We start from the raw sequence: 26,365 nt of genomic DNA on the forward strand, positions 1-26,365 counted from the left end.
ACCCGAATACTCACCGACGACGCCGGAGCGATCTCACGTGGCGGAATACATCTACACCATGCGCAAGGTGCGCAAGGCCATTGGCGACAAGGTCATCCTTGACGACGTGACGCTGAGCTTCCTCCCTGGGGCGAAGATCGGTGTCGTCGGCCCTAACGGTGCTGGTAAGTCCACGGTGCTGAAGATGATGGCCGGCCTGCAGCAGCCCTCGAACGGCGATGCCTTCCTGTCGCCGGGCTTCACCGTCGGCATGCTCCTGCAGGAGCCTCCGCTCGACGAGTCCAAGACCGTCCTGGAGAACGTCGAGGACGGCGTCAAGGAGATCAAGGGCAAGCTCGACCGCTTCAACGAGATCGCCGAGCTGATGGCGACGGACTACTCCGACGCGCTGCTCGACGAGATGGGCAAGCTTCAGGAGGACCTGGACCACGCCGAGGCGTGGGACCTGGACGCCCAGCTGGAGCAGGCCATGGACGCGCTGGGCTGCCCGCCCGGCGACTGGCCGGTCACCAAGCTCTCCGGCGGTGAGCGCCGCCGCGTTGCGCTCTGCAAGCTGCTGCTCGAGGCGCCCGACCTGCTGCTGCTCGACGAGCCCACCAACCACCTCGACGCCGAGTCGGTGAACTGGCTGGAGCAGCACCTGGAGAAGTACAAGGGCACCGTGGTCGCGGTCACCCACGACCGGTACTTCCTGGACAACGTCGCCCAGTGGATCCTGGAGCTCGACCGCGGTCGCGCCTACCCCTACGAGGGCAACTACTCCACCTACCTGGAGACGAAGCAGACCCGTCTCAAGGTCGAGGGCCAGAAGGACGCCAAGCGCGCCAAGCGGCTCAAGGAGGAGTTGGAGTGGGTCCGCTCCAACGCCAAGGGCCGTCAGGTCAAGTCCAAGGCCCGCCTCGCCCGTTACGAGGAGATGGCGGCCGAGGCCGACAAGATGCGGAAGCTGGACTTCGAGGAGATCCAGATCCCGCCGGGCCCGCGCCTGGGCGCCATCGTGATCGAGACCAACAACCTCTCGAAGTCGTTCGGCGAGAAGCTGCTGATCGACGACCTGAGCTTCACCCTGCCGCGCAACGGCATCGTCGGCGTGATCGGCCCGAACGGCGCCGGCAAGACCACGCTGTTCAAGATGCTGCTCGACATGGAGAAGCCGGACTCCGGCAGCGTCAAGGTCGGCGAGACGGTCAAGATCAGCTACGTCGACCAGTCGCGTGCCAACATCGACCCGAAGAAGACGCTCTGGGAGGTCGTCTCCGACGGCCTGGACTGGATCAACGTCGGCAACGTCGAGATGCCGTCCCGGGCCTACGTCTCGGCGTTCGGCTTCAAGGGTCCGGACCAGCAGAAGCCGGCCGGGGTGCTCTCCGGTGGTGAGCGCAACCGCCTCAACCTGGCGCTGACCCTCAAGCAGGGCGGCAACCTGCTGCTCCTCGACGAGCCCACCAACGACCTGGACGTCGAGACCCTCTCCTCGCTGGAGAACGCGCTGCTGGAGTTCCCCGGCTGCGCCGTGGTCATCTCGCACGACCGGTGGTTCCTGGACCGGGTGACCACCCACATCCTCGCGTACGAGGGTGAGAGCAAGTGGTTCTGGTTCGAGGGCAACTTCGAGTCGTACGAGAAGAACAAGATCGAGCGGCTCGGCGCCGACGCTGCCCGCCCGCACCGGGCCACCTACCGGAAGCTGACCCGGGACTGACACCTTGCAGCAACCACGGCCCGGCAGACTGCCCCTGGGGCGGTCTGCCGGGCCGCCGCCCGTGAGCCACCGGCGGACAACCGGTCCTGACGGGCAATCGGATTCTTGAGGAGATCGACCGTGGCACGCCACATCTACGCCTGCCCCCTGCGGTGGTCCGACATGGACGCCTTCGGACACGTGAACAACGTGGTCTTCCTGCGCTACCTGGAGGAGGCCCGGATCGACTTCATGTTCACCCAGGCCGGCGCCGCCGGCGCCGGGGAGTTCGCGGGTGGCTCGGTGGTGGCCCGGCACGAGATCGACTACAAGCTCCCGCTGGTGCACCGGCCCGAGCCGGTCACCATCGAGACCTGGGTGACCAAGATCGGCGGCGCCTCGCTGACCGTCGACTACGAGATCAAGGACATCGCCGAGGACGGCACCGAGACGGTCTACGTCCGGGCCTCCACCGTGGTGGTCCCGTACGACCTGGCGGCCGCCCGCCCGCGCCGGATCAGCCCGGTGGAGCGGGAGTTCCTCAGCCGGTTCATGGACGGGGCCGAGCAGACCCCGGCCGCCGCGGCCGCCTGACCCGTCGCAGCCCGGCCCGTCGTGGCCCCCTGATCCCGTCACCGACCCGTACCCGAGTGAGCTGATCCGTTGACCGCCGCCCGCCTTCCGCTCGCCGACGTCACCGAGGCCGCCGACCTGGCGGCGTTCCTGGAGAGGTTGCTGCGCTTCGACCGGGCCGCCGCCGTACGGCTGCAGATCGTCCGGGCCGAGCCGGGGCCGGTGCTGGCGGTGTTCGGGCGGCTGCCGCTGGGGAGCTCCGGGGTGCTGGCCGTGCGCAGCGCCCGGCTGCTCGGCGAGGACGTCGCGGAGGCCGATCTGACCGTCTCCGCCGGGCAGTTGCTGGAGAGCGTCGACGAGTCGGCGGCCACCCTCGGCCTGCCCGCCCCGGTCACCGGCCCGGCCTGGGCCGGCCTGCTGCCGCCGCGCTCGCGCTGGGAGCGCACCGGTGTCACCACCGCGCCCGTGGTGCTGCCGGAACTGCAGTCCGCCGTCCGGGAGTTCAAGCAGCGCACGGCCGAGATCCCGGAGCACCACCGGACGCGCACGCTGCTCGACGGGCTCGCCGACGAGATCTGGTCCCGTCCGCTCGGTGCGATGCCCGAGCTCCCGCTCCGGGCCGCGCACGCCGCCTACGTGGTCGGCTTCCTCACCCCGGACGCCCCGCTCACCGCGCACCGCTCCGGCAGTTGGCTGCGGCTGAGCGCCCCGGCCGGCTCGGTCGCGCTGCGCACCGTCGTCCCGGGCGCCGGCCTCGGGTTCGGCCCGCTGCGCTGAGCCGCGCTGTACCGGGCCGGGTCGGCTGCGCCGGCCGGGTTCAGCCCGCCGTGTTGACCATCGAGGCGGCGGCGTAGGCGAGGTAGTCCCAGAGCTGGCGCTCCGCGTCGGCGGGCAGCTCCAGGGAGTCGACGGCGGTGCGCATGTGCCGCAGCCAGGCGTCGTGGGCGGCCCGGTCGACCTTGAACGGGACGTGCCGCATCCGCAGCCGGGGGTGGCCGCGCTCGTCGCTGTACGTGCGGGGGCCGCCCCAGTACTGCATCAGGAACAGCGTGAGCCGCTCCTCCGCCGGGCCGAGGTCCTGCTCCGGGTACATCGGGCGCAGCAGTTCGTCCTCGGCGACACCCTGGTAGAAGACGTGCACCAGCCGTCGGAAGGTCGGCTCGCCACCGATTTGTTCGAAGAACGTCGCCTCGTCAGTCACTTGACCATGGTCGCAGACCGCTCCGGCGGTCGTACACCAGGACCATCGGACCAGGGCCGAGGTCCTGGTCCCCACCCTCGGCCCCGGGGCGGACGGCGGGGCGGGCCGGTCGGTGGGGGCCGGGGCCCCCACCGACGGTCGGTCAGGCGCGGTGCAGGGTGATCGTGGTCCAGGCGCCGATGTGCACCCGGTCACCGTCGTTCAGCGGGATCGCGGTGTGCGGGGGGACCGCCTCCGCCCCGTTGTTCACCGTGGTGCCGTTGGTCGAGTCCTGGTCGACCAGCACCCAGCTGCCGTCGGCCTGTTCGGCCAGCAGCGCGTGCTGGTGCGAGGCACCCGGGTCCTCCGGCGGGACGGAGAGGTCGATCTCCGGCACGGTGCCCCGGTGCTGGCTGCGGCGGCCGATCCGGAGCTGGCCGCGGCCGCTGAGCGGGATCCGGCGCTCGGGGCAGTAGGGCGGGAAGAACAGCCCGGCCGCCTCCGGCCCGCTGCGGGCCATCATGTCGGTGAAGTAGTCGCGGTCGGCCGAGACCACCGCGATCCAGGTCGACCTGGCCGGGGGAGCGCCCGGCGGCTGCAGGTGGAAGGAGGTGCCGAACTCGTCACCCGGGGCACTGCCCGGCTGTGCGTAGGTCGGTCCCGAGTCGAAGCTCTCCAGCCCCTCCGAACCCTGGAAGGACGGGTTCTTCCGGAACGAGGTGCCCGGCTGCTCGAACTGGCCGTGGCCGCCCTGGGCACCCGGCGGGAACGGCGAGGGCTCCGGGGTCGGCGCGGGCGGCGGCACCGGCGGCTGGTAGGGCGCGGGCGTCGGCGGGCTGGGCGGCAGCGGCGGCTGGTACGGCGCGGGTGCCGGCACCGGCCCGGGGCCGGGCGGCGGGAAGCCCCCGTACGCGGCCGGCGGGCGCTGCTGCTGCTGGCTCGCGGGCGAGGAGAGCTCGTAGTCGAAGCCGCACTCCTCGCAGTACCGGCCGGTCTGCGGGGTCCGGCAGATCGGGCAGGTCAGCAGACCGGCCGTGAGGTCGGACTGGGCGTACTGCCCGGCCTGCTCCGGGTACGGCGCGGGCCGGCCCGGCTGGGCGTACTGCCCGGCCCCGGGCTGTCCGCCCTGGACCGGATGCGCGCCCTGCCCCGGCTGGGTGTACTGCGGCGCGGGCGGCGGAGTGTTCGGCTGTCCGGTGGGGACGCCCTGCGGCTGGGTGTGCCCGCTGACGAAGGGCGACGATCCCGGCACGGACAGCCCCGGCGGAGGGGTCATCGGGAAGCCGCAGAAGTCGCACCAGTCCTCGGCCTGCGACTCGTGGCCCCTAGGGCAGATCGGCATCAGGTCCCCCACATCTCCAGCGGTCCGGTTCGGCCCCCCGAGCCGGTCACTTCTTCACCCGGACGGTCTTGGTCGAACGGGTGTCCAGCGTCATCGAGTCGGCTTCGCTCACGTTCTTACGGAACCGAACGGTACCCTCCTTCGGATCGACCACGTCGACCACCTTCTGCAGCAGCTTGAAGGTGCTCTCGTTGCCGGTCCGGTGGGCGATCCGAACGGCCGCGCCGAGCTTGGCGGTTGCCAGATCGACGTCCCCCGCGCGGTGCGCCTCCAACCCCTCCTGGATCGAGGAGGCCAGCTCGGCCTGCCCGGTGAAGTGGGCGACCTGCGGGCTGATCCGGGTCGAGGAGGCCAGGTCGTCGGTCCAGACCGCGCGCACCAGACCCTGGGAGAGCACCTCGGTGGTCCCGTCGGGTTGGGGAAGCAGCAGGCTGATCCGGGCCGCCAGCATCTCGTTGCCGACCTCGGCGGCGGGCACCTCGATGCACACGTGGTAGTCGCGGCTCTCGTCCCCCCAGGAGCCGGTCGGGTAGTCCCCGGCCCGGGGCCCGGCCTCGGCCCGACGGTCCGTCAGGTCCTCCAGGTTCGGGGTGACCTGCTTGACGAACTTGATCACCGCGTTGGCCGGGGTCCAGACCCGCAGCGCCACGTCGGCGACCTGCTTGCCCATCGCCTGCACCATCATCTGCTGGAAGTCCTCGGCCAGCCCGGACGGCTCGGCGACGATGTCCACCGTGCCCAGCAGGGCCGAGGAGATCTTGCGCAGCTCGGTCACCTCCCAGTCGGTGCCGACGCCCCGGCAGTCCACCGTGAACAGGCCTGCGGCCTGGCCGAGCACCCGCTCCAGGTCGGCGGCCTTCTCGTGCTCGTTCCGGCCGTCGGTGAGCAGGATGCCGTGCCGGATGGCTATGTCCGAGCGGCTCTCGAAGAGCTGCTTGGCCTTGGTCAGCCAGGTGCCGATCGCGGTGCCGCCGTTGGCGGTCAGCTTGCGCAGCGCCTCCTTGGCCTGCGCCCGGGTGGCCTGGTCAGCGATCGCCAGCCGGCCGCCGCCCGGGTAGACGTCCTTGGCCTCGTGGGTGCCGGCCACCACCGCGAAGGCGACGCCGTCGCGGATGGTGTCGATGGCGACCGCGGTGGCCTCGCGCGCGTTGCGCAGCTTGGCGGCGGGGTAGTCCATCGAGCCCGAGCAGTCGACCATGATCACCACGGCGGCGGCCGCACCGGCGTCCCGGGCCAGCGGCTGCCCGCCGGAGGTGCCGCCGCCGGTCGCGGTGACGGTGACGATGGCGTTCACCTCGCGGGCGCCTTCGGCCAGGTACTCGTTCTGGAAGATGTCGACGCTGAAACTCGGGTGGGACCGGGACAGAACGGCCATCGCTGCTCCTGTCGGGCAATCGGTGGTTCGGCGGACGGGTGGACGGAGTCGGGTGAGTGGTCGTCAGCTTCCGCTGCCGGACCGGTGGAGCTGGAGGGTCGGGGACGAGTGGAGCGGCGCCGCCCCGGTGCTGGCGGCCTGCAGCGGCACGGTCCGCACGGTGGTCTCGGCCGGCGGGCTGATCGGCAGCACCGCCACCGTGATGTTGTCGTGGCCGCCCGCCGTCACCGCGAAGTCGACCAGTTCGCGGGCGGCGGCCAGCGGTTCGGAGCGGGCGTCGGGGCGGACCCGTTCGGCCAGGTCGGCGGCGGCCTCGGCGTAGTTCCACAGACCGTCGGTGCAGACCAGCAGCACGCCGGGCACGTGCGGGGTGAAGCTCACGGTGTGCGGCTCGACCTCCTCGGCGTCCGCGCCCAGCCAGCCGGTGATCGCGTGGGCCCGCGGGTCGGCGTACGCCTCGGCCTCGCTCATCAGCCCGATCGCCACCACCCGGGCCGCCCAGGAGTCGTCCTCGGTCAGCCGGTACGCCACGGCGGACTCCCGGTCGTCCGGGATCCAGTACGCCCTGGTGTCGCCGACCCAGCCGATGGTGACCAGGCCGGCGGCGGAGACCGCGCTGACGTAGGTGCAGGCGGGGGCGTTCTGGCTGCCGCCCGGTGTCGGGACGCCGTCCTTGGCCAGCTCGGCCACCGCCCGGGCCGCCACCCCGATCGCCTCCCGCATCGCCTGGTCGGGGCGCCGCCCGCGCGGTAGGGCGGCCAGCAGGTGGGCGGCGGCGGCCTGGACCGCGGTGGCCGACGCCTCGTCGGGCCGGGCCGAGGAGGAGACCCCGTCGCAGACCACCGCGAGCACGGCCGGCTCGCCGCCGGGCAGGTGGGTGGCGGCCACCGTGAAGGCGTCCTCGTTGCGGTGGTGCCGCAGCCCCCGGTCGGTGACCCCGGCGACGCCGTCCGCCGTCAGTTCCTGGTGGTCGCGCGGCCGGGGCTGGGCGCCGCCGCAGCTCTCGCAGTACCCGTCCGCCGCCAGCTCGGTCGAGTCGCAGTGCACGCAGCGCGGCACCGGGGCACCGGCCGCCGCCGTCCCGGCGGCGGCCGACGGCACGTCATCGGTCACGTTCAGGCCGCAGGCCCCGCAGTAGTCGTCCTCCGGGTCCAGCGGCTCGGCACAGCTCGGGCACCTGGTCTGCTGCTGCGGCATCGGTTCACACCCACGTCCGGGGGCGGGCACGGTTCGCCCGCTCCACCATCTCGATCCTGATCTCGGCCCGGTCGGTCAACCGCGCCAGTACTCGATAGGAGTGTTCCAGGGCGAAGCGCAGTTCCCGCTCAACGGCCCGATGTCCCAGCACGTCGAGCGTGCCGGGGGCACCCTCGGCGGACCCACCCGCCGCGCCGCCGGCCGAACCGGCCAGCACCCAGTCCAGGGAGGCGTTCAGGACCTCGACCGAGAGCTCCTCGGTGCGCCTGGCGTCCAGCGAGAGCGCCGCCAGCTGGGCCGAGCAGCGGGCCAGTTCGGGCCCGAGCGGCTCCTCCGGGGCGCGCCCGCGCAGCCGGGCCCGCAGGGTGGCGATCCGGGCGGCGGTGTAGTGCGCGGACGCCTCGGGCACCGCCTCCAGGGCGGCCACCGCGCCGGGCCGGTCGCCGGCCGCCAGCAGCACCCGGGCCAGGCCGAACGCGGCGCTGACGTAGGCCCGGTCGGTGCTGCCGACCAGGCGGTAGAACTCGGCGGCGTCCTGGCCGTTGCCGAGCAGCTCGGCGCAGACGGCCAGCGCCAGCTTGGGCGCGGCCTCGCCGGGGAAGGCGTCGTAGAGCGCGTCGAAGGCGGCGGCGGCCTGCTCGGCCCGCCCGGCCGAGAGCTCGGCCAGCCCGCGGTACCAGACCACCCGCCAGTCGTCGCCGTGGTCCTGCTCCAGGGCCGCCAGCTCGGTCTCGGCCTCCTCCCGGGCGCCGAGCTCCAGCTGGGCCCGGAGCGCCCGCAGCCGCAGCTCGACGGAGCCGGCCGGTGCAGTGGCCAGCGCGGCCAGCGCCTCGGCCGGGGCACTCGCGACCAGGGTGGCCAGGAAGCCGGCCCCGGGGTCGGCGGGGTCCACCCGGGGGACCGGCAGGGCCAGCGCGGCGGCGGCCGGGTCGAGCGGATCGGGCGTCAGCTCGCTGTCCACCACCCGCAGTTCCGGGCCGAACAGGGTGGACAGCGCCGGTCGCGGCCGCCCGTCCTGCAGCGCGAGCAGCTCCCGCAGCACGCCGGTGAGCTGGTCGGCCATCTCCTCGGCGGAGCCGAACCGGCGGGCCGGGTCCGGGTCGGTGGCCCGGACCAGCAGGCGGTAGTACGACTCGTACCGGGCGAACAGCGGTACCCGCTCGGGGCCGGGCAGCTCGAACTGGAAGGTGCTGTTGTAGCCCTGGAAGTCGAAGGTCAGCACGGCCAGCGTGCGGGCCACCGTGTACAGGTCGGAGGCGACCGAGGGGCCGTCGGTGGCGATCTCCGGGGCCTGGTAGCCGACGGTGCCGTAGATCGGGCCGTCGTCACCGGAGCGGGAGACCGCGCCGAGGTCGATGATCTTGAGCGAGTCCTCGCTCTGGATCACGTTGTCGATCTTGAAGTCGCAGTACACCAGCCCCCGCCCGTGCAGGTAGCCGAGCGCGGGCAGCGCCTCCAGCGCGTACGCGATCGCCTGCTCCACCGGCAGCGGCTCGCGCCGGCCGTCCGGCGTGCGGCGCTCGTTGGCGATGTCCTTCAGCGACTTGCCGCCGATGTACTCCATCACGATGTAGCCGTCGGTGGAGCCGGAGCGCAGGTCGGGGTGCTCGACGAAGTTGATGATGCGGACGATGTTCGGGTGGTCCACCTCGGCCAGGAAGCGGCGCTCGGCGATGGCCACCGCCAGGGCGTCCTGGTCACCGGTGTCCAGCAGGCCCTTGAGCACCACCCAGCGGTCGTTCACCCGGCGGTCCACCGCGAGGTAGATCCAGCCGAGCCCGCCGTGCGCCAGGCAGCCCAGCACCTCGTACTGACCGCCCACCAGGTCGCCCCGGGTCAGCTTGGGCGTGAACGAGTACGGCGTGCCGCACTTGGTGCAGAAGCCGTCCGGGCGGCCCGGGACGCCGTTCTTCTCCCGGCCCACCGGGGCGTCGCACTTGCTGCAGAACCGCTTGCGCTCGGGCACCTGAGGGTCGGTCAGCACCGCCGCGCCCGGGTCAGCCGAGGGGATGCTCGGGACGCTCACCAGGCCGGCGCCCAGGTTGCCGCGCCGGCCGGTGCCGCTGCCGGAGCTGCCGGTGCCGCTGCGGACCGAGACCGAACGGCCGCTGCCGGTCCGGGTGGACCGGTGCGAGCGGGACCGCCCCGACATGGTCCGGGAGGAGACCGAGCCCGAGTGCGCCTCGGTCCTGGCCGAGGGCACGAACGGCAGGGCGCCGCCCTCGGCGGCCAGGCCGCACTCGTCGCAGTAGCCGTCGGCGTCGATCGTGCCGGTGCAGTCCGGCCGGGTGCAGGAGGCCCCGGCCCCCGAGCCGGACACCGGGCCCGCCACCGCCACCTTCGCGGAGGCCGTGGCCAGCGGGGCCAGTCCGCACTCGTCGCAGTAACCGTCGCCGTCGATCGTCCCCGAGCCGGAGCACTCCGGTCGGGTGCAGGTCTCACCCATTGCCCTGATCCCCCTGTCCGTCCTGGTACTGGTCCACCCGCTCCACCCGGTCCGCCGGGGCGGCCGGCCGCAGTGCCTGCTGGAACCGGGCCACCGCCTCGGCCGCCGCCCGCAGGTCGCACGGTGCGCTCCAGAGCAGCCAACGGGCCTTCTCGAAGCGCTCGATCACCACCGGGTCCTCGGCCACCCCGAGCCGGGCGGCCATCGCCTTGTACGCCTCCAGCCGCCCGCGCAGCTCGGCCCGGACGGCCAGCGGCTGGGCCACCTCGGTCAGCGACTGCCGGGCCCGGCCGAGCTCCCTGGCGGCCACCTCCTCCAGGGTGTCCAGCAGCGGTGCCAGCCGGTGCCACTGCCCGGTCTGCTGCAACTCGACCGCGAGGCCGATCCGTTCGCGCAGCGCCGAGGCCGGGCCCGGTACGGCGGGCACCTCGGTCGCGGCGATCTTCGCGAGCACCTCGCCGCGGGCCCGGCGGGCCTCCGCCAGCGTGGCGTCGGCCCGTTGCAGCAGGTCGCCGACCTGCTGGAGCCGCTCGTGCGCCTCGTCGCGCAGCCGGAGCAGCCCGTCCAGCTCCATCCGGACGCCGTCCAGCGCCCGCCCGGCCCGGTCGAACCGCTCGGTGTCCACCACCCCGGCCACCGCCCCGGGGCCCAGGGCGCCGCCGCCCGAGCCGCGCTGCGCGGGGACCCGGCCGGGCCGCCAGAGCGCCAGCGGATCGCTCCGCACCTCGGTCCGCAGCTCGGTCAACTCCCGCTCCAGGCCGTCCAGGTCGTCGGCCAGCGGGTGGACGCCGGGGCGCACCCCGAGCGAGCCGGAGAGCATCCGGACCCGGCCCAGCTCGGCCAGCAGCAGGTCGATCCTGGCGGGCAGCGCGGACCAGACCGCGTCGCTGGCCGCCACCACCTCGTACACCGTGGCGTACCAGGCGTTCATCCGCTCCAGCAGCTCGGCCAGGCTGATCCGCTCGACCAGCCGGACCGGCACCGGGCCGCCGGTGTCCGGGAGTTGGCTGCCCGAGACGGTCACGGCCGGGCCGCCGAGCAGTTCGCTCAGCTCGGCCAGCTCCGCCCCGCCCGGCCGGCTGCGGCGGGCCCGGACGGCCACCGCCGAGGCCAGCGCCTCCGCGTAGCGGTCGAACAGCGCCCAGAGCAGGTTCAGCCCGGGCTCGGCCACCGACCAGCGCTCCAGGGTCCGCCCGCTCAGCGCGGCGCCCTCCAGCAACCGGCGGCCCGGGTGCTCCTGGAGGGCGAGCAGCGCGGCCTCCACCGCGTCGCGCTCCGCCCCCAGCCGCGCCAGCGCGCGGTCCACCTCCTCCCGGCTCATCACCGGGCCGGCAGCTCCTGCGAACGCCACGTCATTCCTTCCAGTCTCGCGGTATCTCGGTGCGCGATCTCACGGTGCCCGTCCTACGGCAGGTAGGGCACGGAGTTGGTGCCCATGCTGGGGGCCAACCAGCGGGTGTAGGCGGCCTGCCAGCCGCCGTTCGCCCGGTAGTCCAGCAGGATCTGGTTCACCAGCGCGGTGAGGTCGGTGTCCTCCTGCTTGAGTCCGATCCCGAGCTTCGCCGGGATGATGTTCTCATCGACCAGCCGGACGGTCGGGTCCTGGGCGGCCTGGGCCGCGGCCAGCGAGGAGTCGGTCAGGGTCGCGTCGACCTTGCCGAGCTGCATCAGCACCAGGCAGTCGAGCTGGTTCTCCACGATGGTGACCGAGCTGGTGCCGTACCCGGGCTTCTTGAACTCGACCTCGGAGGAGGACTGCTGGGCCGCGCAGACACGCTTGCCCTTTACCCCCTCGGCCACCGTGGCCGACTTGTCCGACTTCGGCACCACCAGGCGCTGCCCGGTGGAGAAGTACGGGGCGGAGAACGCGATGTCCTTGCGGCGGTCGCAGTTGATGGTCATGGTGCGGACCACCATGTCGACCGTCCCGTTGCGGATCGCCTCGATCCGCTTGGCCGTGGTCACCGTCCGGAAGGTGATCTTGTTCGGGTCGCCCAGCACGGTCTTGGCGATTGCCCGGGACAGCTCGATGTCGAAGCCCTCCAGCTGGCCGCTCTGCGGGTTCCGGAAGCCCCAGTTGTAGCTGTTCTGGTCCACCCCGACGATCAGGCTGCCCCTGGCCTGGATCTCCCGCACCTTCCGCCCGGACAGCGACGGACTGGCAGCCGGGGTCTGCTCGGAGCAGTCCCCGGTGGGATCGGCGGCCGGCGCCTGCGGGGCCGCGGCCGGAGCGGCGGCGACTCCCGGCGTGCCGTGGGAGGTTCCGGCCCCCACCAGACCGGCGGCGAGCGCCGCAGCGACGACCAGTGCCCTGGTCCGTACCGTACGCACAGTCAGCTCCCCCATCGCCCGCTACCGGTACTCCGCCAGACGGCGGCCGAGGCCGACCGTCACTCCTGCCGCCGCCAGCAGCGCCAGTACCGCGGCACCCACCGCCAGCCCGGTCAGCCCGCCGGCCACGCCCTTCGCCGAGTGGTCGAAGACCGCCAGCTCGGCCGCCGCGGCCTTGCCCAACTGCTCGTCCAGCGCGGCGAACACGGCCTCGCTGGTGTCCGTCCCGCCCGGGCCGACCACGGCCTTGACGGCGGCCGCGTAGTCGTCGCCCTGCTCGGCGGCCTGGTGCTTGGCGTCCCAGGCCGGGAACAGCTTCCTGGCCTGCTCCAGCGCCGACCGGGCGTCCTTCGGCGCGTCCAGCAGGGCCACCTCCAGGCTGCCGCCGGCCGTCCGGGTCTTCCCGTCCGCGACCGGGTCGCCGGCCAGCTCGGCGCTGTACCGCCCCCAGTCCTTGTCGTACGAGTCCGAGCCGCCCCGGGCCACCAGGTCCAGGTTCTCCGCCGCCCGGGACTGCAGGGCCTGGATCCGGGCCTGGTTGAGCACCCGGAGCGGTACGGCGCCGTGCGACCGGCTGTCGTCGAGGTCCATCCCGGCGGTGACGGTGCCGACGGTCAGCCAGAGCAGCCCGGCCAGCACCGCCGCCGTGGCGCCCAGCAGCCCGATGTTGAACACCCGGTTGGTCCGGCGCAGCAGCAGCAGCTGGCACCAGCCGAGCATCCCGAGCGTCAGCAGGCCCAGCACGAACGCCGTCCAGGGGAAGGCTCCGGCGGCCGCGTAGTCCTGGTCCAGCCGCCGGTTCTCCGCGTCCGCCAGCTTCTGCGCGGCGGGCAGCATGGCGCCCTGCATCTGCTTGGAGGCGTACCGCAGGTAGGCGCCGCCGAGCGGCAGCCCCTGCCGGTCGTTGGCCCGGGCGGTCTCCACCAGGCCGGCGTACTGCGGGAGTTGCTGGTTCAGCTCGGCCACCCAGCGCTGGGCCTCCGAGCTGGCGTCGGTCCGCGCGGCGGCCTGGGCGAGCAGCCGGGCCGCGGTGGACAGGTCGCCCTCGTACCGCTGGCGCAGGGCCGCCGGGGCGTCCCCGGCGAGCAGGAACGCGGAGGCCGCGGTGGTGTCCGCGTCCGCCAGCGAGCGGTAGATCTCGGCCGCGTCCTGGCTGAGCGGCTGACTGTGCGTCACCACCTGGTCGGCGGCCCGCGCCCGGACACTCACCTGCCAGGCCGTCAGGGCGCCGAACAGCACCACCAGCGCGGTCAGCACCACCGTGGCCGCCCGCAGCCGGGCCGGTGCGGTACCGGTCAGCTCGCGCAGCCGCTGCTGTATCGCCGTCGGCGGTGCCGTCGCCGTCACTGCCGGCGGACGCCCGCCTGTCACCACCGGTGTCGCCACCTGCCCCACCCTCCCCCTGGACCCTCCGCGTTCGGAGTGCGGTCCGTTGCGAGCAGTATGGCCGTCGGGTCCGACCGCCACACTCGAGTTGCGCCGATCTTGAGGTTCCGGCGGCTCCCAGGAGCCCGGCCGGTCGCCGTCGGAGGTGTTCTCCGTCACGGGCGACGCGGGACGCACCCTATGCGGTTCCCGTCGGCCGGGACCAGGGCGGGGTGGGGGCGGAGCCAGGCCCTCCGGGGGAAGGAGGACCGTCGCCCTACGATGGAGCCCATGCGTCTGCTCGGAACCATCACCCCCGACCGCCCGCTGATCGTGGTCGCCGTCGAGGAGGAGGCCGCCCACCTGGGCGACTCGCTCCCGGTCCTGCTCACCGGCGTCGGGAAGGTGAACGCCTCGGTGGCGCTGGCCACCGTGCTCGCGCGGGGCGAGCGGCCCGCCGAGATCCTCAATCTCGGCACGGCGGGCGCGCTGCGCCCCGGCTGGGAGGGCACCCACGAGATCGGCCGGGTGCTCCAGCACGACCTCGACACCCCGGTGCTGCGCGCGCTCACCGGCCGGACGTACGGCGCCCCGATCGAGCTGGACGTGGCCGGCGGCCCGGTGCTCGCCACCGGTGACCTGTTCGTCTCCGACCCGGTGGCCCGGGACCGGCTGGCCGGGCAGGCCGACCTGGTCGACATGGAGGGCTACGCGATCGCCACGGTGGCCCGCCGGGCCGAGGTGCCGCTGCGGCTGATCAAGCACGTGAGCGACGAGGCGGGCACCGGTGCGGACCGCACCTGGCGCGAGTCGGTCGACTCCTGCGCCAAGCACCTCGCCGGCTGGCTCCGCGACCAGGGGCACTGACGGCCCGTCGGGAGCCGGATCAGACCGCCTTCAGCACGGCCTCGGTGTCGACCACCTTGGCGAACCGCATCGCGTGCAGCACCGCGCCGGTGGCCTTGGCCAGCTGCTCGGCCGGGATGCGCTCACCGTCCGGGCCCGCCATCGCGAAGGTGTGCATGGCGTCGATCGGGAAGACCACGTCGTAGCCGAGGTTGCCGCCCATCCGGGCGGTGGTCTCGTTCGACACATTTGGATTGGCAGCATGATGGGAAGATGATCACTCGCCCTGCCCATCAGCAACCTCCGGCGACATCTCCCGGATCAACTGCAGCGCGTCGTCGAGCGACCCGAGCAGGCGCTCGAACTGAATGATGAGCTGCGGCCGCGGGATGGAACCGAGATCCAACCTGCGGGCTGCGACGAGATCGTCAGCGGCCATGCTGTAGCGGGTCTGCTGGCCAGGGCACGGCAGGTAGGGGGGAGGGGCCGTTGAGTGGTCGTTCAAGTTGATCTCACCTTGCAGAAGGCCGGAAGGCCATGTGGGGCGACTGAAGGTATCGGTAGGGACTGACGAGTGCGCCGAATATCCCACAAATCTGTGTGCAAGTTTGCCAAGCATGGCAAAGACTCCGCAGGTCAGTAGGGGCAAGCGTTGATGGGTGCCAACTGATGATCATGTCGTGGAGCTGCAACGGAACAGGCGGGAGGTGGGCGCTCGGATCCGGCGTCTGCGGCTCGCCGCTGGGCTCTCACAGGTGCAGCTGGCCGAGCGTGTCGGGCTGGACCACCGGACGATCAGCCGCATGGAGAACGGAGTGCACAGCACGAATCTCGACGTCCTATGGCTGACCGCACACGGCCTACGACTCGACCTGTGGCGCTTCTTCCGCGACGATTGACTCCGGGCACCCGCGGTGGTTGGTGATGGCGTCGGCCCAGGCGTTGATGGCGCCGGCGTACTCTCCCCGCCCGTAGCCGCCGCAGCGGTGGCAGTGGCCGGAGGTCAGCTCAGGCTCGGCCACGGTCGACCTCCGTCAGGTAGCGATTGCGGCGGATCCAGGCATGGACACCCTCGTCGGTGGCGTGGAGTTCCAGCTCTCCGGCCGTCTGGACGAGAGCCCCAGTCTGGGTGTCGCGGATCGCCCACAGGCCCGGCAGGACGCGGCCGTTCTCGCTAATGCCGCCGAGCTGCTGCTCGGGCCGATAGCGGTCATCGGTGGTCACAGCGCCGACCCCAGGTGCGGGGTGCAGAGCACGGTGACGACGACGTCACGGACAACGCCGTTGCCGCGTACTTCGATCGTCTCGTCCGGGTGGAGGGGCGGGACTGTGGTGTCGCAGACGCGGCAGGCGCTGCCCTTGAGCTGGCGGCTCGTCAGATGCGCCCAGGGTGAGACGGCTTGCAGCCCGTCGGTTGTCTCTGCCATGACTCAATGATCGAGTGGCTTGGGCGATTGCAATATGCGCGAACCCGTCACAACGATAGACGCCACGCGTCAATATGAAGGCGTGACGACGTCAATTGCCGACGCAGACCGCACGCCTCGCCGGGTCGATCGAACGACTCGCCGACACTCTGAGCGCACTGCCAAGGAGATCCGCCTCCGCGGTATCCGCGAGGACCTGACGATCACCGAAGTGGTCGACCAGATCATCGTGACTCTGCCCGAGGTTCACCCGCTGGAGGCCCACCGGTGGGCCCGAGGTTGGGACCGCGCAGAGCTCTCGACACGAATTGATCTGGCCTACGCCGACGACGGTCTGCGCTGGCCGGGGCTGTCGGACACGGAGATCTGCAGGTGGGAGCATGGCCAGCGCCGCCCCTCCGACGAACGCATCGACTACCTGTGCCGCGTGTACGAGACCAGGCCCGACCGGCTGGGCTACGGGCGTGACTACAGTGGGGCCATGCTGGGACACCTGGAGCAGGCGGGTCTCGTGGACCTCTTCCCGCGCACCAACATCGAATCCAAGGCGGACTTGATCTCGCGGATACGGGGCGCCCGTGAGCAGATCACGATGTTCGGCCTGACCCGTAACTTCTACGGGTCCGACGAGATGCTGCCGCTGTTCACCGCGAAGTCGCGGGAGGTGCCGGTCCGGGTCTTCATCATGGATCCGCACTGCGCGTCGCGCCGGGACCGGTACCGGCTGGAGCCGGCCGAGGCCGCGATGGAGGACCCGGCTCGGTACGAACGCGAGGTGCTCCGTCCGCTCGCCGAGGCGGTGGCCCGGGACGGTGGCGACCTCAAGATCTATCTGTACGACTTCCCGTGCAGCTTCGCCATGGAGCGCGTTGACGACTCGATCCGCGTGATGCTCTACGGCCACGGCAAGCGCGGCACCGACGGGCCCATCATGACGTTCGACAGCGGATCCGAGTACCACGCCTACTTCGCTGAGCAACTGGCGTGGATGCAGCGGCTTGCCGATGCGGAGGAGATCCCGGAGCCGTGGCGATCCAAGGGCGTCAAGGTGTGGGAGTACGGCGCCTGAGCCCGGACGCACGAATCGCCCCGCCCTCCACATGCGAGGGCGGGGCGGAGAGTTGTCGGAGCGTCACTCTAAGATGCTGGCCATGATCTGGAAGCTGATGGCCGCGTTCCCCGCCTCCAACGGAGTCCCGTTCCTCACCACTGAGGCGGAGGCCGACACGGCCGACGAAGCACTCGACCTGTTCCAGCGAGACCAGACCGAGAAGATCACGGCGGCGCTCCAGCAGGCAGGGGCGGAGGGTGCCATGGAGGTCATCTGCGCGGTGTTCCCGCCTGGCTACAAGGCGGGCGATAAGGCCGTGGCCGCCCGCAAGGTCGTTTTCGTCACGCTTCCGAAGTAGCTGTCGCCCCGGACGCACGAACCCGCCCCGCCCTCCACGTCGGAGGGCGGGGCGGTGGTGATTCAGGGCACGCGAATGAGGGGTACGTCGGCGGGGTCCGGCTCGGGCACGTCGGCGCCGAGCCGTCGCAGCGCGGTCTCCAGGACGAGGATGTAGCGGCGCAGGGCCCGGATGGTCAGGTCCTGCAGACGGGACCGCTCGCGCTGGGCTTCCTGTTCCTTCGTCAGGTCGGCGACGGCCGCGCCGAGACGGAGCACCTCGGAGGCCAAGCCCGCGATGGTCGTCAGGTCCTCCTTGCGTGGGCGGGCCGGGCCCGCCTCCTCGGGCACGGGGCGCTCCACGCCCGGTGGCAAGCGGGAGATCCGGGCCACCAGCACCGACGTGACGGCGCCGATCAGGGTCACGATGACAGCCCATATCGTGTTCTCACTGCCCATCGCGCCGCCTCCCTTCGCACGTACAGATCCGACGTCTCCTCCCCGTGACAGCGGCGATGATCAGCAGTCCCCCGAGTGGCGCGGCCAGCAGCGGCACGGACGCCCACGCCTGCCGGTACTCGCCGGTGGCGCCGGCCGCCAGGTAGGCCAGGCCCCAGATCGTGGGCGGGGCAGCGGCCGCGGCGAACCCCCACGTGTCCCGGCCGGACCGCCGGGTCGCCGCGACACAGGCGACCAGCCCGCAGACGATCCAGGCGACGCCCCAGCAGTGCAGGCCCATCAGGCTCGTGATGACGGACGCCGCCCGGATCAGGCCGGCACGCGGGGTCGTCATCAGACCGATGCCGTAGATGATCCACAGGGTGCCGTACGAGAGTAGTGCGGTGCCGCGCCAGCCGAGCCGGCGGCGCCAGGCGGCCGGCGCGGCCACGGTCAGACTCCCGGGATGGCGCTCGCGCTGTTCTTCTCACCGAACGCCCGGGCCGCGATGCCCTTGAGCAGGGTGGCGGCAGCGGCGAGGCCGCCGGTGCCCATGGCCTGCCAGAACGACACGTGCAGCATGTCGGCCGGGCCCGCGGCGGTGACGATCGCCGCCTCGGCCGCCAGAAACGTGAAGATCACGCGTTCGGCCAGGTCGCGGGCGTAGGTCTGGGCGGTCTTGACCACGGTCTCGGCGGACGGCAGCGGCGGGAGAGAGGGGTAGGTCATGGTCAGGACTCCTTGCCGGTGGTGAGGTGGACGTCGATGTTGCTGATGGCGGCCTCGATCCGGGCGATCAGCTCGTCGACGTTGATGTCGTGCTGCTGGCCGAGCTGGGTGGCGAGGGTGGTGATCGTCGCGGACTGCGCGGCGACGGTCGCGGTGAGGCGGACCATCTCGGGCCGCTCGACGACCGCTCGAGCGATCTCCTGCGGCAGGTCCGGAGTGCCTGCCTTGACCACCGCCCAGGCGATCCGGTTGATCTCATCGGTGGTGATGGCCACGTCATCCTCCTGCGGTGGGTTGGTGAGCTGTTGGGCGCGGGCGAGAATCTGGCCGCGCTGGGCGAGGACCGCCTTGCCGGGGCAGTCCGGGTGGCCACCCCACGCGGCGCCGCCCATGCCGTGCCAGCCCAGGCCCCGACCATTCGGGTCATCGGTGAGCTGCAGCGCCACGTCGTAAGTGGTGTGCAGCCACGCCAGCAGGCGTGCGCAGTTCTCGATCTGAGACGCGGTCAGAGCGTCCCCGCCTCGGCCCTCGTTCTCGACGCTGATCCAGTACGGGTTGCCAGCGGCCTGCGCCCACGCCTTGTCGTCGGTGTCGACCATCTGCCGCAGCCCGCCTACCTTGGGGTTCAGGAAGTGGCTGCTGGCCTGCGCCTCGGGGTTCTTGAACCACGCCTCCGACCCAGCTTCGCTGCCGTCTTGGATGTGAAGCGCCAGGCCGCGGCGGGCGGCCTGACCGCCGACGGTGCGGTTGGGGGTGGGACCGATCCAGGTCGTCCCCGGCATGCGGGCCATCAGTCCTCCAGGACATGAGGAAGCCCCCGGCAGTGCGGGGGCTGAGGGTGGGTCAGGCCAGGTGGCGGATCATCTGGGCCTGGGCGTGGACGGTCCCGGCGCCGGAGGTGCGGACCGCCTCGATCGTGAGCTGGTACTGGCTGCCGATCGGAATGGGCGGCGTGGTCGGCAGCGGCCCGGTGTAGTCGAGCTGATTCCCGGCCGTGGTGGTCGGGCCCCACTGGGTGCCGTTGATCAGGACGCGGACCGTTCCGACCCCGCCGCCGGAGACCGCGGTCGCGAGGATGAGCCGCAACTGCTGGCGCCAGCGCACGTTGTAGCAGCGGGCGATGGCCGTGTACGTCGTCTGGGTGGTCTGCGGCCAGCGGGTCGGCTCCAGGTCCAGTGGCGGCATGAGGGCATCCGCTGCGGACAGGTCGAGCTGCTGGCCGCGCAGTTCGGTGATCTGCCGCTGCAGGGCGGCGATGGCCACCGCTTGGCTGGAGGGCTCACGGGGCAGTTGGTCGAGGCGGTTCACTCGTCCTCCAGCAGGATCGGCGAGACCCGGTCCGCCTTCGGGTCGAGGCTCCAGGCGTAGGCCCGGGCGACCGCGCTGGCCCCCGCCGGGTGCCGGGGTGAACTGTCGATCTGGACGCGGACGCTGTCACCGAGGGCCCACGCCGAGCCCAGGCGCGGAGCCCGGGAGGCGACGGCCTGCAGGGCCCAGGCGCGGGATCCGGACTGCATGAGGGCGAGGGCCTCGGCGGCGTGCCGGTCGAGCTGGGTGGTGTCGGTGATGCCGGCGGCCGGGGTCTCGCGGTGCTCCCACAGGCACATGCCCGCGGCGATGAGGGCGTCAGCGGTGTGGACGGTGCTGGTGGCGCGGACCCCGTCGGACTGCTCGCCGCGGGCGATGGTGCTGGTGGCGCCGCGGCCCCGCTCGTAGGACTCGGTGAGCGTGTAGTCGGCGATGCAGCCCGGCATGTCGAACACGGCCTCGGGCGAGGAGTCCTGGATGCCGATGGTGGGCCGGATCCGCAGGACCCAGGCGAACTTGGTCTGCGCGGCGTCGCCCCACACGGTGTCGATGGTGAACTCCGGGCCGCCGGACATCCCCATGTTCTCCTGCAGTCCGGACAGGACGGTGCGGTCCTCGCTGTCCAGCATCGAGTAGTCGATGCTCGTGCCTGACGCGGTGACGTCCAGGGTGATGGGCGGGCCCGAGGCCAGGAGGGCCGTGGCCAGGCCGGCCATCACGGTGGACTGGTCGGTGGCGGTGGCCGAGTAGTCGCCAGGGTAGCGCCGTTCGAGATACGCCTCGGGCGTGACGGCGGTGAGCCGGGCGGTCGGCCCCGCCCCGCCTTCGCGGATGAGGGTGTATCCGGACCAGACGGGCAGGCCGGTGGTGGTGTCGACGGCGACCAGGGCGGTGCGGCCCTGGTCGGTCGCGGCCTCCCAGTCGCGAGGGGCGCCCGCGAGCGCCAGCGACATGGATGAGGATGTCGAGGTGCCGAGCTTGCGGGACAGGGGTTGGTCGGGGCTGAGCGCCCGCAGTTCCTCCGCGATGCCGCCGGTGCGCAGGTCGACCCCGTACCAGGCGAGTTCGACCGCGCTCATACGCCCTCGTAGGTGAGATTCCAGGTGACGATGACCCCGGTGCTCGGTGCGACGGGAACGTTGTTGGCGACCGTCCCGGAGAAGTACGTGGTCTGGGTCTTGACCTGCACGGACAAGGTGGTGCCGGAAGGGTCGACGGTCGACGCTCCCAGGTACTCGTTGTCGCCGGGGTTGACGTAGGAGCCGGCACCGCGAACGTAGATCGCCGCGGCGGACGCGACGGGCAGCGAGAACCTCCACAGGCCCGTGCCGACGCTGGTGGTGGATCCCACGGTGAAGTTCCCGGCATAGGTGACCTGCTTGCCGACGCGGGTCCACCGTGCGGCGAAGGTGGCGTTTCCAACGGTGGGAGCGGAGCCGCTGGTCGTCCACGTCGGGGTGTATGCCTGATAGTCGCCCTGCGCCACCCAAGCCGAACCGGACCAGTACTCGGGGCAGCCGCGGACGGTGTTGTAGCGGCACTGCCCGACGTAGACGCCGCTGATGGCCAGGTCGGCGGTGGAGCTGACGGGCAGGATCCCGCCCGGTGCGACGGTGACCTGCCGGGCGACGCTGGAGACGGTCGCGGCGCCGGTGCCGCCGCCGGCGCTGCTGGGCACGGTGATGGTCGCGAGCGGGATGTAGATCTCGGTGCCGCCCGGGGTGGGGGCCGCCGGGCTGCCGGACGGGGTACCGGCGAGGTAGACGGTGTCGGCCTTGCGGAAGCCGGAGGCGTCCACGGCGGTGTCCCACACCCGCAGGTACACCAGGTCGATCCGGCCGAGGGTGGCGTGCGCGGCGGTGAGCGTGCCGGGACTGGTGGCGGCCAGTTGGGCCCGGTAGACGCCCTGCCCGGACCGGCACAGCGCCGCGACGCCACCGGAGACGTTGACGGTGGTGCCGGCCAGGGAGACCGCGAGCCCCGGGTCGCCAGGGCGGACTCCGGGCCGGGCGCCGCGGGCGGTACCGTCCGCCATCAGCAGCTCGAGGTCGAAGGCTCGGAACTCGGCCTCGTCGTAGGTCGTGCTGGGGAGCCAGAGCGGGTCGGTGGCAACCATGGTGACGGCTCCTCAGATCCAGGCCGAGCGGCAGGTGCCGGTCAGCAGGGCGGCGGGGTCGGACGAGGCGGCGGTCCACTGAATGGTGACGCTCGATCCGGGTGGGATCTCCGGCCAGGTGCCGGACAGGTAACGGCGCCTGGACACCTGGCCGTTGAGGGTGGCGGTGTGCGCGTCCGTGTCGATCACCAGGACGTCGCCGGCCCCGAGGGTGTCGGAGTAGGCGAGCTGCTTCACCGTGCCGTCCGGGTACTGGAACGTCACCGCCGGCGTGGTCACCGGCCCGCCGATCGTGATCGTGGGCCGGGCAGCGATGGTGCCGCTGTTGGCGAGGATGATCTGCCCGGATGTGGCGCCAGCCGTGATCGTCAGCGGCAGGGTGATCGGCAGGGTGATGCCGCCGGTGCTGGCTGGCAGGCCGGTGGAGCGGGACTGCAGGGTGGTGCTGTACCGGCGGGGGTCGGTGGCGGTGACCATCAGGCTGTAGGCGGCGATCCGGTCGGTCTCCTGCCGCAGCAGCACCTCCCCGGAGCGGCGAACCATCGCCTGGCGCGGGGTCGTCTCGCTCACGACCAGCAGGGTGTCGGTCAGGCCGGGCGCTGCGGCGAGCTGGTCCATCGCGGTGTCGAGCGTCGCCTGCGTGTCAGCGATGATCTTCCCCGAGATGCTGATGACCCGGGCGGCCAGGTAGGTCGGCCCGGCGTAGGACCCGTGGTCGGCCTCCCGGTCCGAGTATTGGGTCCGTACCGGGGGCCCGTCCCAGCCCTTGAGGCCGTCGGTGTCGATGGTCCAGGCGACGCCGGCGGAGTCCACCGCCCCGAGGGTGACTCCGCCGACCGCCACCTGCTTGCCTGCCAGGACCTGGCCCGGCGTGTATCCGGCCATGGGCCGCCCTCTCTCAGGTCACGAACTCCAGGCGCCTGGCCAGGTCGGCCAGTTGCTCCTGTGAGTTCTGGGCGGCGCCGTACAGGGTGATGGTGGTCGTCCGGCCACCGGCGGGAGCTGGCGCCGGGGCTACCGGGCCGGCCGACTGACGTACCGGCATCAGGTCCCGGCTCACCGGGGTGAGCTGATACCCGAACCGCCCGGCCACCTCGCCCAGGAGGGCAGTGGACCTGGCCCGCCTGGATGCGGACAGCGGGATGTACGCCTCGGGCCCGGCTTCCGCCCACAGGATCGGCCGGTTGGCGACCATGGCCTGCCGGGTGGTGAGCCCGGATGCTGCGGCGGTGACCCCGCCGGAGGCCATGGTGATGACCGACCCTGCGGCCTGCGGCATGGGCAGGGGCTTGCCGCCGTAGGGCCCGACGCCGGTGGTGGAGTAGTCGGTGTTCACCCGGATCGAGACGGACCGGCCCTTGATCTGGTCGATGTAACCCTGGATCGCGGTCGTGCTGTTGAAGGCATCGCTGACCGGCACGGTGACCTTCACCGTGCCGTCCTTCATGTGCTCGACCTTGTAGCCGAGCGCGACCAGGCCCTGCTCGGCCTCGGCCGTGACCGCCTTCATCGTGATGCTCTTGCCGGGTGGGACGCCCTCGACCTTCTGCCGCACGCGCTCCAGGTCGGCGATGACCTGCAGCGCGCCCGGGTCGCTCACCTTCGTCTGCACGGCAGGCGGCAGCTGGGTGTATGCCTTGGTCAACGACTCGATCTGAAGCTCGGTGAACCCGGCCGCCCGCATCGTCGCCTTGAGCATCTCGATGTCGCGGGCCAGCACCGCCTGGCCGGCCTCGACCGAGTCCTGTTGTTTGGAGACGGCCTCGGCGTGGGCCAGCGCCGCTGCGGCGGCCCCGAGGTAAGCGTCTTTCACCTCCCGGCCCTTGGCAGTCGTGATGTCCAGGCCCGTGCCGCTCTCCTTGACCTTGTCGGTCAGGTCCGCCAGTGACCCCTGGAAGGAGATCGCCGCCTTGGCCGCACCAATGTTGCGGCCATTGAGGACGTCGAGCGCGTCGGTGAGCTTCTCCACCGCACTCTTCTGCTCCTCAAGGTCGGCGGTAGTCTTCTGGGCCTCCGTGCCGAGCTTGGCGGTACCGGTGGCGGCCGCCCCGGCCGCGTCCGCCTCGCGCTTGGCAGCGCCCGCGGCTGCGGACACCTTCGGGGTGAGGCTGCCGAGTGCGTCCTCGACGGCCTTCACACCGCCTGTCCACGTGTGAGTCCCTTCGCGGACGTCGAACTGCACGTCCGAGAGGTCATTCAACTGGTCCTTGTACGGGGCCATCTGTCCCCGGACACGGTCGAGTGCCTCCCCGCTGCCGAGGATCGCCTCGGTCAGGTCAGCGGTGGACACACCGACCTTGGCGGCAGCCTTGAGGACGCCATCGGCCTCCAACTTGTGCGCCAGCCACTTCTTGGTGTTCTCCCCGACCGCGCCACTGTCAGCCTGGACCGCACTCGTGAGGTCCTTCACGTCGTCCTTGGCGTCGTCGGCCGCGCCCGCGAACAGAGTGAGGGCGGTGATCCCGGCGGCCAGCGCGATCCCCCATGGACCGAACATGAATCCGGTCGTTGCGGATGCGGCTGCGGCCAGCCGGGGCATGGTGACGGCCAGTTCGGTCACGGCCGCCCGGAAGGCCACGACCCGGGGCAGGATGAGGACGAAGGCGCCGGCCGCGAGGGCGAGCGCGCCGACCAGGCCCATGGTCAGGGTGATAGAGGACTGCAGCTCCGGGGACAGGTTGTTGTAGGCGTCGATCAGGTGGGTGATCCACTGGGCGACCTCCCGGAGCCCGGCGGTAGCCTTGCTGCCGCCTTCGATCAGCGCGGTCTCCAGCGAGCCGCGCAGACGTTCCAGGTCGCCGATGAGGTTGTCGGTCTGCTGCTGGGCGACCCGGGACGCGAAGCCCTGGTCGGTGACGGCGGCGGTCCACTGGCGGACGCCCGCCTCGCCGTTGCGGTAGAGGATGGTGGCGGCTCGGACGGCATCCGATCCGAAGATCACGCCGAACGCGGCGTTCCGTGCCTCTGGGGTGAGGTTCCCGAAGGAGACCGACAGGCGCTTGGCGAGCTCGTTCAGGCCGACAAACTGGCCGGCCGAGTCGTAGGCCGAGAACCCCAGCTTCTGCATGACACCCAGGGCCTCGTCCGATTGCGGAGTCAGCCGCTGGAGCATGGTCTTGAGGGAGGTACCCGCGTCTGAACCCACTAGGGCGTTCTGCGCGAACAGCGCCAGGACGGCGGCGGTGTCCTCCAGGGACAGGCCGGTCTGCTGGGCCACCAGCGCGCTCATCCTGAACGCAAATCCCATGTCGTGGACGTTCGTTGCACTTTTGCCCGCCGCGGCCGCGATGACGTCGGCGATCCTCGCTGTGTCCTTGCCCTTGAGCCCGAACGCGTTCATCGCCTGGGCGGTCAGCACGGCCGACTCGGCGAGGCCGAGCTGACCCGCCGAGGCCAGGTCCAGCGAGGCGCGCAGGGCGCCGCCGGTGATGTCCGCCACCGAGATGCCCGCGCGCGCGAGCTCGGCCTCGGCAGTCGCAGCCTCTCGGGCGGAGAATACGGTGGCCTTGCCCGCCTCGAGCGCGGAGGTGCGGAGCTGGTCGAGCTGGTCGCCGGTGGCACCGGATGCCGCGCCGACCACTGACATGGCCTGCTCGAACCGGGCCGCCGCCAGCACAGCGGCGGCGAACACAGCGAGCAGGGCAACCCCGGCCATGCGGGTGGCCTTCCAGGCGGCGGCCGAGCTGGAGGCGGAGGCGACCATCGCAGCCGAGGCTGCCGCCGCCTGCGCCCGGGTGGTGGCACCGAACCCGATGACTGCGGCCTGGGCACGCGACCAGGCGGTGGTGGTGACAGCCGCTGCCTCAGCCGACGCTGCGGCCGCCGCAGCCGCAGCCGCAGCAGCGGCCTGAGTGGCCGTCATCGTCTCGGCGATCGCCAGGCGGTTCGCGAGGGACAGGCGGCTCGCGCCGGTGGCCGCTGAGGTGGTCGCGGTCGTGATGGCGGTGGTGGTCTGCCCGATCGCCACCGAGGTGCGGACCGCCGCTGTGCTGATCTCGCCGAACGCTCCGACGCCAGCCGCGCCGGAGGCCCGGAATGCGGCCGGAACCTCGGTGAGAGACGCCGTCAGACGAGTGGTCGCACCGGTCGACCGGCTGGCCGCCTCGGTGGTGACCCGCGCGGTGGCCGTGGCCTCCTGTGCGATGCGCGCGAACGCGGCCTGCTGGGCCCGCTGGGCAGCGTTCGCTGCGGCGATCTGCGCCGCTGAGCTGCGGTTGAACGCCTCCTGCGCGGTGGTGGCGGCGCTCTGTGCGGACGCCGCGACCCGCCGGTTGTCCTGCTCGGCCTGCTGGGCTCCCCGGCGGTACCCGGCGGTACCGAGGTTCAGCTGGACGTTGACGACGCGGTCTGCCACGGCAGGTTCTCCCTCCGGATCACGCGCACTTGTGCGCCTCGGGCGTCACCGCCGCCGTGCTGCCAGCCGTCCACCTGCCGGGCGGCCGTCGCGCACCCGTGACACTTGACGATCTCGGCCCGCCACATCTCCTCGAGCTCCGGGTCGAGGGTCTGGGCGAGCGGCTGGCCGCACCCTGAGCAGGACTCCGCCTCGACCGCAGCGAGAGCCAGGGCCCACGCCCGGTCCTCGGGCGTCCACAGCACCTCGCCCGGGCGCGGCATCGGCCGG

29 protein-coding genes are annotated in these 26,365 nt (G+C 72.1%); 7 read left to right on the forward strand and 22 right to left on the reverse strand.

Features of this window, described 5'->3' with window-relative positions; translation table 11 throughout:
• The first annotated feature begins 37 nt into the window (after positions 1-37).
• The 3 genes from ettA to OHV05_RS24350 all read left to right on the forward strand — a co-directional run bounded on the left by ettA (position 38) and on the right by OHV05_RS24350 (position 3,031).
• Entirely contained in the window at positions 38-1,702 is a 1,665-nt protein-coding gene (gene ettA, locus OHV05_RS24340) for an energy-dependent translational throttle protein EttA (RefSeq protein WP_403035905.1), read from the forward strand.
• A gap of 120 nt (positions 1,703-1,822) precedes the next feature.
• Positions 1,823-2,275, forward strand: coding sequence for an acyl-CoA thioesterase (locus OHV05_RS24345; protein ID WP_405019523.1), 453 nt, complete (start codon positions 1,823-1,825; stop codon positions 2,273-2,275).
• Between the two features lie 69 nt (positions 2,276-2,344).
• Positions 2,345-3,031, forward strand: coding sequence for a hypothetical protein (locus OHV05_RS24350; protein WP_405019524.1), 687 nt, complete (start codon positions 2,345-2,347; stop codon positions 3,029-3,031).
• A 40-nt stretch (positions 3,032-3,071) separates the two neighbouring features.
• Here OHV05_RS24350 and OHV05_RS24355 read toward each other — a convergent pair whose 3' ends face one another.
• The 8 genes from OHV05_RS24355 to OHV05_RS24390 all read right to left on the reverse strand — a co-directional run bounded on the left by OHV05_RS24355 (position 3,072) and on the right by OHV05_RS24390 (position 13,472).
• On the reverse strand, positions 3,072-3,455 hold the full coding sequence (locus tag OHV05_RS24355; RefSeq protein WP_403035914.1) for a globin: 384 nt from the start codon (positions 3,453-3,455) through the stop codon (positions 3,072-3,074).
• A gap of 142 nt (positions 3,456-3,597) precedes the next feature.
• Positions 3,598-4,776, reverse strand: coding sequence for an FHA domain-containing protein (locus tag OHV05_RS24360; RefSeq protein WP_405019525.1), 1,179 nt, complete (start codon positions 4,774-4,776; stop codon positions 3,598-3,600).
• Between the two features lie 46 nt (positions 4,777-4,822).
• On the reverse strand, positions 4,823-6,151 hold the full coding sequence (locus tag OHV05_RS24365) for a vWA domain-containing protein (RefSeq protein ID WP_405019526.1): 1,329 nt from the start codon (positions 6,149-6,151) through the stop codon (positions 4,823-4,825).
• Positions 6,152-6,214: 63 nt separating this feature from the next.
• Positions 6,215-7,348, reverse strand: a complete 1,134-nt coding sequence (locus tag OHV05_RS24370) for a PP2C family protein-serine/threonine phosphatase (RefSeq protein WP_405019527.1) — start codon at positions 7,346-7,348, stop codon at positions 6,215-6,217.
• A 4-nt stretch (positions 7,349-7,352) separates the two neighbouring features.
• Entirely contained in the window at positions 7,353-9,794 is a 2,442-nt protein-coding gene (locus OHV05_RS24375; protein ID WP_405019528.1) for a tetratricopeptide repeat protein, read from the reverse strand.
• Complete coding sequence (locus OHV05_RS24380) at positions 9,787-11,115, reverse strand: hypothetical protein (RefSeq protein ID WP_405021533.1); 1,329 nt, start codon at positions 11,113-11,115, stop codon at positions 9,787-9,789. Before OHV05_RS24380 ends, OHV05_RS24375 begins: the two co-directional genes overlap by 8 nt.
• A gap of 83 nt (positions 11,116-11,198) precedes the next feature.
• Positions 11,199-12,125, reverse strand: coding sequence for a glutamate ABC transporter substrate-binding protein (locus tag OHV05_RS24385; protein WP_405019529.1), 927 nt, complete (start codon positions 12,123-12,125; stop codon positions 11,199-11,201).
• A 21-nt stretch (positions 12,126-12,146) separates the two neighbouring features.
• Positions 12,147-13,472 (reverse strand): hypothetical protein, encoded by a 1,326-nt coding sequence (locus OHV05_RS24390; protein ID WP_405019530.1) that lies wholly within the window; start codon positions 13,470-13,472, stop codon positions 12,147-12,149.
• 309 nt (positions 13,473-13,781) lie between these two features.
• Between OHV05_RS24390 and OHV05_RS24395 the strand changes: the two genes are divergently transcribed.
• The gene (locus OHV05_RS24395) at positions 13,782-14,357 is read left to right on the forward strand and encodes a nucleosidase (RefSeq protein ID WP_405019531.1); all 576 of its coding nucleotides are present in this window, start codon (positions 13,782-13,784) and stop codon (positions 14,355-14,357) included.
• A gap of 19 nt (positions 14,358-14,376) precedes the next feature.
• Here OHV05_RS24395 and OHV05_RS24400 read toward each other — a convergent pair whose 3' ends face one another.
• Positions 14,377-14,583 (reverse strand): hypothetical protein, encoded by a 207-nt coding sequence (locus OHV05_RS24400; protein ID WP_405019532.1) that lies wholly within the window; start codon positions 14,581-14,583, stop codon positions 14,377-14,379.
• Between the two features lie 30 nt (positions 14,584-14,613).
• On the reverse strand, positions 14,614-14,775 hold the full coding sequence (locus OHV05_RS24405; protein ID WP_405019533.1) for a hypothetical protein: 162 nt from the start codon (positions 14,773-14,775) through the stop codon (positions 14,614-14,616).
• A 241-nt stretch (positions 14,776-15,016) separates the two neighbouring features.
• Here OHV05_RS24405 and OHV05_RS24410 point away from each other — a divergent pair, with 241 nt between their 5' ends.
• Positions 15,017-15,235 carry a helix-turn-helix domain-containing protein gene (locus tag OHV05_RS24410; protein ID WP_405019534.1) on the forward strand — a complete coding sequence of 73 codons (219 nt, stop codon included), beginning with the start codon at positions 15,017-15,019 and terminating at the stop codon, positions 15,233-15,235.
• A gap of 109 nt (positions 15,236-15,344) precedes the next feature.
• Here OHV05_RS24410 and OHV05_RS24415 read toward each other — a convergent pair whose 3' ends face one another.
• Together OHV05_RS24415 and OHV05_RS24420 are read right to left on the reverse strand one after the other, a co-directional pair.
• Entirely contained in the window at positions 15,345-15,560 is a 216-nt protein-coding gene (locus tag OHV05_RS24415; protein ID WP_405019535.1) for a hypothetical protein, read from the reverse strand.
• On the reverse strand, positions 15,557-15,763 hold the full coding sequence (locus OHV05_RS24420; protein ID WP_405019536.1) for a hypothetical protein: 207 nt from the start codon (positions 15,761-15,763) through the stop codon (positions 15,557-15,559). Before OHV05_RS24420 ends, OHV05_RS24415 begins: the two co-directional genes overlap by 4 nt.
• Before the next feature lie 34 nt (positions 15,764-15,797).
• Between OHV05_RS24420 and OHV05_RS24425 the strand changes: the two genes are divergently transcribed.
• Both OHV05_RS24425 and OHV05_RS24430 read left to right on the forward strand, forming a co-directional pair.
• Entirely contained in the window at positions 15,798-16,832 is a 1,035-nt protein-coding gene (locus tag OHV05_RS24425) for a multiprotein-bridging factor 1 family protein (protein WP_405019537.1), read from the forward strand.
• A gap of 82 nt (positions 16,833-16,914) precedes the next feature.
• Positions 16,915-17,172, forward strand: a complete 258-nt coding sequence (locus tag OHV05_RS24430) for a hypothetical protein (protein WP_405019538.1) — start codon at positions 16,915-16,917, stop codon at positions 17,170-17,172.
• A gap of 62 nt (positions 17,173-17,234) precedes the next feature.
• On the opposite strand, the gene OHV05_RS24435 is transcribed toward OHV05_RS24430, so the two are convergent.
• The 10 genes from OHV05_RS24435 to OHV05_RS24480 are packed head-to-tail and all read right to left on the reverse strand — an operon-like array spanning position 17,235 to position 26,358.
• Entirely contained in the window at positions 17,235-17,609 is a 375-nt protein-coding gene (locus OHV05_RS24435) for a hypothetical protein (protein ID WP_405019539.1), read from the reverse strand.
• Entirely contained in the window at positions 17,599-18,039 is a 441-nt protein-coding gene (locus OHV05_RS24440) for a hypothetical protein (RefSeq protein WP_405019540.1), read from the reverse strand. The genes OHV05_RS24435 and OHV05_RS24440 overlap by 11 nt, the downstream gene beginning before the upstream one ends.
• 2 nt (positions 18,040-18,041) lie before the next feature.
• Positions 18,042-18,317: a hypothetical protein gene (locus OHV05_RS24445; protein WP_405019541.1), complete on the reverse strand. Its 276-nt coding sequence runs from the start codon at positions 18,315-18,317 to the stop codon at positions 18,042-18,044.
• A gap of 2 nt (positions 18,318-18,319) precedes the next feature.
• Positions 18,320-19,108: an N-acetylmuramoyl-L-alanine amidase gene (locus OHV05_RS24450; protein WP_405019542.1), complete on the reverse strand. Its 789-nt coding sequence runs from the start codon at positions 19,106-19,108 to the stop codon at positions 18,320-18,322.
• Positions 19,109-19,160: 52 nt separating this feature from the next.
• Complete coding sequence (locus tag OHV05_RS24455; protein WP_405019543.1) at positions 19,161-19,625, reverse strand: hypothetical protein; 465 nt, start codon at positions 19,623-19,625, stop codon at positions 19,161-19,163.
• Complete coding sequence (locus OHV05_RS24460; protein ID WP_405019544.1) at positions 19,622-20,704, reverse strand: hypothetical protein; 1,083 nt, start codon at positions 20,702-20,704, stop codon at positions 19,622-19,624. Before OHV05_RS24460 ends, OHV05_RS24455 begins: the two co-directional genes overlap by 4 nt.
• Positions 20,701-21,741 (reverse strand): hypothetical protein, encoded by a 1,041-nt coding sequence (locus OHV05_RS24465; RefSeq protein ID WP_405019545.1) that lies wholly within the window; start codon positions 21,739-21,741, stop codon positions 20,701-20,703. Before OHV05_RS24465 ends, OHV05_RS24460 begins: the two co-directional genes overlap by 4 nt.
• Positions 21,742-21,753: 12 nt before the next feature.
• The gene (locus OHV05_RS24470; protein ID WP_405019546.1) at positions 21,754-22,626 is read right to left on the reverse strand and encodes a phage distal tail protein; all 873 of its coding nucleotides are present in this window, start codon (positions 22,624-22,626) and stop codon (positions 21,754-21,756) included.
• 13 nt (positions 22,627-22,639) lie between these two features.
• Positions 22,640-26,095, reverse strand: a complete 3,456-nt coding sequence (locus OHV05_RS24475; protein ID WP_405019547.1) for a phage tail tape measure protein — start codon at positions 26,093-26,095, stop codon at positions 22,640-22,642.
• Positions 26,065-26,358, reverse strand: a complete 294-nt coding sequence (locus OHV05_RS24480) for a hypothetical protein (protein ID WP_405019548.1) — start codon at positions 26,356-26,358, stop codon at positions 26,065-26,067. Before OHV05_RS24480 ends, OHV05_RS24475 begins: the two co-directional genes overlap by 31 nt.
• Positions 26,359-26,365: the final 7 nt, after the last annotated feature.

The organism is Kitasatospora sp. NBC_00070 (assembly GCF_045041205.1).
Lineage (GTDB): Bacteria > Actinomycetota > Actinomycetes > Streptomycetales > Streptomycetaceae > Kitasatospora.